10 protein-coding genes and 2 pseudogenes are annotated in these 8177 nt (G+C 44.3%); 9 read left to right on the top strand and 3 right to left on the bottom strand.

Translation table 11 applies throughout. The annotated features are described in order from the left end of the window. Positions 1 to 267: 267 nt before the first annotated feature. The 3 genes from QUA80_RS32625 (at position 268) to QUA80_RS32615 (ending at position 1459) form a co-directional block, all read left to right on the top strand. The gene (locus QUA80_RS32625) at positions 268 to 420 is read left to right on the top strand and encodes a hypothetical protein (protein WP_333429059.1); all 153 of its coding nucleotides are present in this window, start codon (positions 268 to 270) and stop codon (positions 418 to 420) included. 74 nt (positions 421 to 494) lie between these two features. Beyond that, the gene (locus QUA80_RS32620; RefSeq protein ID WP_333429058.1) at positions 495 to 764 is read left to right on the top strand and encodes a hypothetical protein; all 270 of its coding nucleotides are present in this window, start codon (positions 495 to 497) and stop codon (positions 762 to 764) included. Then, the gene (locus QUA80_RS32615; protein ID WP_445302317.1) at positions 761 to 1459 is read left to right on the top strand and encodes an energy-coupling factor ABC transporter ATP-binding protein; all 699 of its coding nucleotides are present in this window, start codon (positions 761 to 763) and stop codon (positions 1457 to 1459) included. The genes QUA80_RS32620 and QUA80_RS32615 overlap by 4 nt, the downstream gene beginning before the upstream one ends. Before the next feature lie 93 nt (positions 1460 to 1552). Here QUA80_RS32615 and QUA80_RS32610 read toward each other — a convergent pair. Then, positions 1553 to 2338: pseudogene (locus tag QUA80_RS32610) on the bottom strand (DUF4058 family protein). A gap of 154 nt (positions 2339 to 2492) precedes the next feature. Beyond that, entirely contained in the window at positions 2493 to 2735 is a 243-nt protein-coding gene (locus QUA80_RS32605) for a hypothetical protein (protein WP_333429056.1), read from the bottom strand. Positions 2736 to 2864: 129 nt separating this feature from the next. On the opposite strand from QUA80_RS32605, the gene QUA80_RS32600 reads away from it, so the two are divergent. From QUA80_RS32600 to QUA80_RS32585, 4 genes and pseudogenes are all read left to right on the top strand, one after another. Continuing rightward, complete coding sequence (locus QUA80_RS32600; RefSeq protein WP_333429055.1) at positions 2865 to 3077, top strand: helix-turn-helix transcriptional regulator; 213 nt, start codon at positions 2865 to 2867, stop codon at positions 3075 to 3077. Between the two features lie 20 nt (positions 3078 to 3097). Then, a pseudogene (locus QUA80_RS32595) lies at positions 3098 to 3310 on the top strand (helix-turn-helix domain-containing protein). 85 nt (positions 3311 to 3395) lie between these two features. Further along, complete coding sequence (locus QUA80_RS32590) at positions 3396 to 4457, top strand: AAA family ATPase (protein WP_333429054.1); 1062 nt, start codon at positions 3396 to 3398, stop codon at positions 4455 to 4457. A gap of 2 nt (positions 4458 to 4459) precedes the next feature. Then, positions 4460 to 5341: a DUF4435 domain-containing protein gene (locus QUA80_RS32585; RefSeq protein ID WP_333429053.1), complete on the top strand. Its 882-nt coding sequence runs from the start codon at positions 4460 to 4462 to the stop codon at positions 5339 to 5341. A 109-nt stretch (positions 5342 to 5450) separates the two neighbouring features. On the opposite strand, the gene QUA80_RS32580 is transcribed toward QUA80_RS32585, so the two are convergent. Continuing rightward, positions 5451 to 6959, bottom strand: a complete 1509-nt coding sequence (locus QUA80_RS32580) for a UbiD family decarboxylase (RefSeq protein WP_333429052.1) — start codon at positions 6957 to 6959, stop codon at positions 5451 to 5453. 164 nt (positions 6960 to 7123) lie between these two features. On the opposite strand from QUA80_RS32580, the gene QUA80_RS32575 reads away from it, so the two are divergent. Together QUA80_RS32575 and QUA80_RS32570 are read left to right on the top strand one after the other, a co-directional pair. Next, positions 7124 to 7768, top strand: coding sequence for an IS1/IS1595 family N-terminal zinc-binding domain-containing protein (locus QUA80_RS32575; RefSeq protein WP_333429051.1), 645 nt, complete (start codon positions 7124 to 7126; stop codon positions 7766 to 7768). Between the two features lie 75 nt (positions 7769 to 7843). Further along, positions 7844 to 8080 carry a hypothetical protein gene (locus tag QUA80_RS32570; protein ID WP_333429050.1) on the top strand — a complete coding sequence of 79 codons (237 nt, stop codon included), beginning with the start codon at positions 7844 to 7846 and terminating at the stop codon, positions 8078 to 8080. Positions 8081 to 8177: the final 97 nt, after the last annotated feature.

Genomic DNA, 8177 nt, shown 5'->3' with positions numbered 1-8177 from the left:
GATCGCGTTTGAGCCAGTCGTCGAGTACATCAAAGATGCCTCTTTCGTTCTGGGCGCGTCCGACTGCGATTGTCATTTACGCAAATCTCCAAATAGATATAATTACAGCGGATCGGTCTCTAGATCATCAATCTCCAACCGTTGCCTCTGCTTAGCAGAAAACGAGTGGGATTATGAAGAGAGTTTACTTTTCTTTACCGTATTGACGATTATAGAGGTAATTCTTTACAAGAGCAAGTTTTTATTAAAAAACTTCCGGATCTTGACTTGTCCGAAGTCTCCGAAGCCCCCGCAGCCCTCGAAGCCCCCGAATTCTTTGCCCTGCATTTGGGCACTTCTACTGTAGAGGAGTCTCTGGGCTTTGCGTCAGAAGCCCGGTGGCTTGGTAGATATATTGCCCTCAAGCTCTTATTTTTCTAAGAAACTGGGTTTCCGTGGGTAAGTCCTATATATATACTGAGGATAGAGCTCCAAACTTAGGTTTTTAAGACTATATGTTCAGCATTGACATCATTGTGAAAAATACGCCCGTCTCGCTGTCGGTGCAGCGGAAGTTGGAGGAGGACGCTGAGACTGTTTACCAGCAGGTACTGGCGGCGGTTCGCAACTCCCAACCGCAAATTTTGGAACTCACCTGCGAGAAAAATCCTGAGAAAAAGGTGGCTGTACTCAGCAGCGAGATTTCTGGGGTGGTGGTTTCTCAGAAATCGGGGGCGTCATCTACAGGCAGATCCCCTGGTTTTGTCTCGATGACAGCAGAATGAGGGCTGGGGGTGTTGGTGCCGATATGAGCCAGTCAGCCGTTGCTGTGCGGGATTTGGGTTTTTGCTGGCCGTCGGGCGATCGAGTGTTGCAAGGTTGCTCTCTGGATGTACCCAAGGGCGAATTTTGGATGCTTTTGGGCACTAACGGCAGCGGCAAATCTACGCTGCTGAGGCTGATGGCTGGGCTGCTGCACCCCCAGTCGGGGGAAATTGACCTGAGTGGGCGGGTGGGTTTTGTGTTTCAAAATCCCGACCACCAATTGGTGATGCCGACGGTGGGTGCGGATGTGGCTTTTGGTCTGGTGGAGGAAAAGCTTTCTAACATTCAGGTGCGGGCGAGGGTGGCGGAGGCTTTGGAGGCTGTGAATTTGCTGGATTTGCAGCGGCGGCCGATTTATGCTTTGAGTGGGGGTCAAAAGCAGCGAATTGCCCTTGCTGGGGCGATCGCCCGTCACTGCGAAATTCTGCTGTTGGACGAACCGACGGCTTTGTTAGATCCTGATTCTCAGTTGGATTTGGTGGCGGCGGTGCAGCGGTTGGTGAAAAATCGCGGGATTACGGCTTTGTGGGTGACTCACCGTTTGGATGAGTTGAATTATTGTGATGGGGCTTTTTTGTTGGAAAAGGGCCAAGTTGTCGATCGGGGAGATCCGGCGCGTTTGAAGCAGCGGTTGATGCAAAGCCAAGATGTTTAGCTGTTAAGTTGAATTAAGTCATTCGGCGATTGAAATCGCTTCTACAAAAACGAAGTCTGCCTCCGCAGACTAAGAGAATGGCTGCACGCCAAATCAATCTCGCAATCCCCGATCGCGCAACCAAGCATCTGCCCAAGCTGCATCTGTTTCCGAGAGTGCTGGTATTGGCTCCCGACAGTAATCTATTTCCATGTCATAACCGGCAATATCGTATACTTGATTAAAAAGCATTTGCAAATCAACAATAGGTTCAGAGTCTTCGGGACGCAAAGGCACTGGGAAAACAGGAATTGAATTTTGAAGATTAAAAGCATACATATCGCCTGAAGGAAGGCGATTTCCCCTACAAACCAAAATCCGATATTGACTGTCAAGATTATTCCCAAACACTGGCATTGGTTCACCGTGTCGCAGCAAATCAATCTCAATCAAATGAGTGCGACTGCTCAGTATTTTTTCGCGTTTTTTTTCATACATTTGCCTTCCTTTTCCAGGTCATTTATTAGTAGGTGAAAGTATTTCGATCGTTGTGACTACTTCTTTGGCTTCTACTCCTCTTATCTCTAAATAACCTTCTTTGATAATTTCAGGCATAGGAACTGTCACCGTCACTGGCTGTGCTGGAGGTGACAAAACAGCCACATTTACTCCGGGGTTATTTGATGTCTGAGAACGCTGTACAGTCACATCGGGAATACCGACAAGCACTGAATTTTCGCCGCTGGTTTCATACATTCGCACTTCCACTGCAACTCGATATTTAGGACGCAATTGGGGAGATAAAAACCTCGCAATTTCACTAATCAACAAGTGATGCAATTCAAGCCATAGGTTAGGATGCTCTAAATAAGGATCTACACCGGGAAAGGGAGATGGCATTGATTTGACTCCTTGACTCAAGTCTATTTACAGTTTAGCAAAGTTTTTGTGGGAAAATTAGGGCCGATCGCACTTCCGGTAAAATAGAATAATTCCTATTTTTGGAAGCGCGATTCCCTACGGGATAGCTCCGCACGCGCGTACTTTTCAACAATTAAACTTCGATCGACAATTGTGTTTGAATTGGAACGGTGTTTTCACCCAACGCAGACACCGCATTTACGAACACAATTGTATGCGGGACTGCGGGCATTAAGCGGCGCAGCGCATTGAGGTAAGATTCGGCATCGGGGCGGCGGGCGAAACGGGCGACTGTTAACCGCTGACAGTTGGGGAGGTGGCGAATTAGATGCCAAGGTTGAAGTCGATCGCGATATGTCGATTGTTTTGGTATCATAAGAAAATCCTTCCCACTTTTGTGGGTGGTAAATGAAAGGCGATCGCTCTAGATTTCTCAGGTCCGAGGGCGATCGCTATTAACTGTATATTCATTAAATTACGAGTAGTCGTAATTGTCAAGGGCGGAATGGGACGAATTAGACTGCGAGTTCGAGAACTTGCTCAAGAGAAGGGTTGGACTCTCAGGGAAGTCTCCAACAGAACGGGTATTCCATACACTACGATCGCCACCTATGCCAGTTCTCCAGGTATGGCAACTGTTGACTACACAGCTTTGGACAAGATGGCCCGTGCGTTCGATATTGCGATCGAGGATTTAGTTGAAATTTTGGAATATTAAACTGATTTGTCACCACAAAAATGGGGTTAATTCGGTTGCGAGTTAGAGAACTAGCCCAGGAGAAGGGTTGGACGTTGAAAGAACTTTCGGAGCGATCGGGCATTCCTTAGAGTACAGTTAGAAGCTACGCTCATTCTCCCAAGCTGGCAACGGTAGATTACACAGCTTTAAACAAAATGGCTCGCGTTTTTGAGATTGCGATCGAAGATTTAGTGGAAATTTTGGAAGAATAGGCTGATTTCCTAAGAATGCAATTGGACGAATTAGGCTGAGAGTACGTTTTTGACAAGCAGACTTTACCTTTATTAAATTCAAATTATGAAAGTTCAATCTATCAAGTTAAAGTATTTTAAGAAATTCCGAGAGCGAGAATTAGATTTCACCGATCCAGAAACTGGACTGGCACGAGACCTTATAGTTTTAATAGGGATGAATGGGACTGGCAAAACAAGTATTTTACAGGCAATAGCAGCAACATTGGGAGAGGCAACAGGTCGATTGCAGAGGCTTTCTGAATTGGAATGGGCGGGATTTAATTATGAATTGCTAGGGAGTAACTGGGGAAAGTTTGAACCAGACGTTACTCTAAAAATGCAATTTTCGTCTCCAGAGATCCACGCGGTTCGGGAGTTCCACCAAAAATTGCAAAATATCGGTCGCAATTTACCAGTTCCTCCTGCTGATAAACATATTGTGTCCCTTAAATGGCAAGGTGAGCGCGTTCAGGCAAACACTTCAAGTGAATTGTTTCAATTCAAAGGACGGGAATATGCTAAGCAACTCCTTAGAGCTGAAGGCTTTCAGGTGTTTGAGCGAGTTGGGACAATTCTTTGGTACACAGAGCAGAGAACTTCTACCAGCCTCACTACTGAAAACCAGGATGAAAAAATTGAAATTACAGAAGATAATCTACGAGATCGCTTTTCAAAGTGGCGACAATTTCATCAGGATGTTGAAAGGGGAAGAATTAAGCAATTCCGACCCGGACAAAAGGACATATATGCTGAAATTGAGCAAGCTTATAAAGTTGTTTTCCCCGAACGTAGCTTTGATGGACCTGTTCCACGAGAAGGGATTGATGACATTCTGAGCGAACCCTGGTTTTATCTATATGATGGCAGAAACAAATATGAGATTTCTGAGATGTCTGGGGGCGAACGTGCTATATTTCCGATGATGATGGACTTTGCTAATTGGAATATTCATAATTCTGTGATCTTGATTGATGAAATTGAGTTGCACTTACATCCACCACTGCAACAAGCATTATTGAGAGCTTTGCCCAAGTTAGGGAAAAATAATCAATTCATTATTACAACTCACTCTGATTACATAGAGCAGCTAGTACCTGAAGCATACATTGTTCGTTTAGAGGAGTAACTATGAGTGTTGTTAGTAGTGGAAAAATACTTTTTTGTGAAGGAGCGCCCACCAGTTTAGACTATAAATTACTTAATACATTAGTTGATAGGATAACAGCTAATACCTGCACAATTGTTACTGTTGGGAGTAAGTTTACATTTTCAAAATTTGCCGAAGGATACTTTTCAGCGAGTAAAGCACTAGACCCGAAATACATTGTTTTTCTAGATCGGGATTTCGATGTTAAGCCAACTGATAACTGCCAGCTACTCCAAAGAGCAAATAAATCTGGCAATAAATCTATCTTTTTAAGTTATCGAACTTGTGTTGAAAATTATCTATTAGATGCTAATTTAATTCACAATTATTGGGAAGAAAAGTACAATGAAAAGCAGGACAATCCAACTTCTACCTGGGGGCATAAAAATTCACCAGGAGTCGCTCGGATTTCAAAACTGATTGAAACTAGCGCCAGAAACTTGCAAGCTTACCAAGCTGTAAGATGCGCTTTGGGTGACTTGGTGAACCTGAGTGTAGCACGGGAACAACTCAAAACTACATGGACGAATAAAGGTAAACTACCTAAATCATTAATTTTGCAAGACTGCAAAATTAAAGCGTTAGAATTAGTCAATCAATTTAGACAGGCTGTTGAATTAGTTAGACCCGAAAAATTTGAAGATAACCTTATTGTCTATGAACAACTATTTGCACGAGAAGAATTTTGGACACAGAAGCAATACTTAATTTGGTTTAATGGCAAGGATATTCAAAAGGAAATGCAGAGACAAGATTCTACATTTATTTCTCTAAGTTCATTTTTTGAGTGGGCAATTCCTTACCTAGACATTAATCAGCATGACGACCTTATAGAACTAAAAACAAAAATCGAGGAGTTATAGTTTAATTAAGTATAGTCACTGACAATTTTAGATTTCCAATTTAAGACTTGCGATTTTCAAATCTAAAATTGTAAATCTAAAATTACCTTCGAGCGCCCTTTTCTCCTCCCTACTTCATCTCATATCCAAACAAATTCGGATCGACTTCACCCAAATTCAAATCGGCCAAACCGTACTCAGCCCAACGCCTTTCTACCATCGCCGCCACATCAGGATCGGATTCCAAAACTTCCCCCCATTCGTGATCCGTTTCCGGTGGCATCTTCGTAGTAGCATCTATCCCCATTCTGCCTCCCAAACCAATCTTTTCACTGGCAAAATCTAACGTATCAAAAGGCGTATTCGGCAGAATAAATACATCCCGAACCGGATCGACTTTAGAACTAATTGCCCAAACTACTTGACGCGGGTCGCGAATGTTGATACTTTTATCGACAACAATCACAAACTTAGTGTAAGTAAACTGCGGTAATGCACTCCAAAATGCTAAAGCAGCCCTGCGCGCTTGACCGGGATATGCTTTATCAATCGAGATAATTGCCGCTTTATAACTAAGCGCTTCCATCGGTAAGAAGAAATCGACAATTTCCGATACTTGCTGCCGCAAAATAGGCGTATAAATACGGTTAAGCGCGATCGCCATCATTGCTTCTTCTTTCGGCGGCCGCCCGCTAAATGTTGTCAGATAAATTGGGTCTTTGCGGTGCGTCATGCAGTTGAACCGAATCAGCGGCGAATCTTCCACGCCGCCGTAATAACCCATGTGATCGCCGAAGGGCCCGTCGGGCAGAACTTCACCAGGGGTAATCGTTCCTTCTAACACAATTTCCGAGTCCGCCGGTACTTCCAAATCTACGGTTTTGCACTTCGCCAATTGCACGCCCGAACCGCCGTAAAGTCCGGCAAATAACCATTCGGATAAATCTACAGGAATTGGGGTTGCTGCGGCGAGGATGATTAATGGATCGACTCCCAGGGCGATCGCAACTTCCAACTTTTTACCTGCCTGCGCCGCTTTCCGCAAGTGCCGCGCGCCGCCCCGCACCGATAACCAATGTACAGTCATCGTGTTTTTTGACTGCAACTGCAACCGATAAACGCCTACATTCGGCGTGCCCGTTTCGCAATCTTTGGTAATTACCAAACCCAGGGTGATAATTTTGCCCGCATCTCCCGGATAAGGGCGAATCATCGGGATTTTGTTCAAATCCAGCCCTTCTCCCTCAATTACCACTTGCTGACAAGCTGGGAAAAAGTCGCGGCCCGGTTTGGCCTTCACTACGTCAAACAGGACTTTGCCGAATTCTATCGCTTGGGAAATCTTTTTCGGCGGTTTTGGCTGTTGCAGCATTCCCAGTTTTTTGCCGAGTTCTTCTAGTTCGTGAGGCTTTTCCATGTTCATCGCCCAGCAAACGCGCTCTTCCGTACCCAACAGGTTAATGGCGACGGGGAATTCGGCCCCTTTGACGTTTTCAAACAGCAGTCCAGGGCCGCCTTTTTGCAGCATTTGGTTGGAAATTTCGGCAATTTCGAGGTCGGAATCGACTAAGGCGCTAATCCGGCGCAGTTGTCCCCGTTCTTCGAGTAGTTTGAGGAATCCCCGCAAGTCTCTAGCCATTGTGTTTAACTAAATGTTAAGTTTCTTTTACTATTATGGGGCTTCTGAACTGCTCAAGGGATATCTATTTAATGAACCGCGAAGACGCAAAGGGCGCGAAGGAAGACAAAAAAGAAGATAGGTAATTTTTTACCGCTTAGGGAGGAGGCTGGAATAATAATTACATGAAATGTCCTCGATGCGAATCTGACCAAATTCGTAAAAACGGCCATCCCAACGGTCGCCAGCGGTATATTTGCAAAGCTTGTCGCAAACAATTTTTTGAGCCTCTCAGCCCGCAGTCTTTAAGTCGCCAATACACGGAAACACGGTTAAGCGAAGCTATCCCGAATGAAATCGCCCCTGCAACCACCACAGAGTCCTGCGGGATTGCGATTTTGCTATCAGATGCCGAAAATCTGAAACTTAAGGTTAACACAGAACAATTTTTAGCCAGTTTGTGCGACTATCCCCTGCAGGTTAAAATTGCTTTTGTTAACTGGAAAAATCCGAGTAAGAGCAAGTTGGATGCTGAACTTTACGATCGCGGTTACGAACTGATTCACGTTCCGGGCGGTGCTAATAGTGCTAATGGTAAAAAGATTGCTTTTGGTGCTGGTATTTTATATCGATATCGGGATGTGCGACAAGTTTTGGTCTGTTCTTCGGATGGTTTGTTAAATCATTTTTGCAATCAGTTGCAAAATCAGGAATTGACTGTGTTTCGGGTGCGGTGTCAAAATGCTGTTTTGTCTGTAGAAAATTCTCTGACTGGTGATACTCGTCACTATTCTTGTGAGAGGGAAATGGAAATCCCTAGTTTTGAATAATTGGCTAATCAAGTTGCAGAGTTGTTGAAGGCTCAACACAAATCTATTGATGAGTGAATCGCTCGTTTTTATAGTGTGGCTGAGCTGTTTCAAGAGAGCCACACTATTGTTTTCCCTTCTACAAATTCCATTGCTACACAGTCGGAGTCAGCACAAAACAAAGTTACCCCTGTGTCTGAAGTATCTTTGGCGACCGTTGCTGTTAATCAAAATGTTGCCGAGCCAAATTTGCCCGAAATAATACCTTGTCTCAATTCAAATGCTATTGAGTCGCTGGATGTTTTTAAAACTATACTTATACCATTTTTTTAAAGATGTGATAGACTTGAAGGAAACAAGGAGCAAATTAAAATGTCGGGTCGCCCTCAGATAAAAATTACCGAATCTGTAGAAACTTTGCAAGGACTTC

The organism is Microcoleus sp. F4-D5 (assembly GCF_036704885.1).
Lineage (GTDB): Bacteria > Cyanobacteriota > Cyanobacteriia > Cyanobacteriales > Microcoleaceae > Microcoleus.
This window is presented reverse-complemented; position numbering and strand designations above follow the sequence as displayed.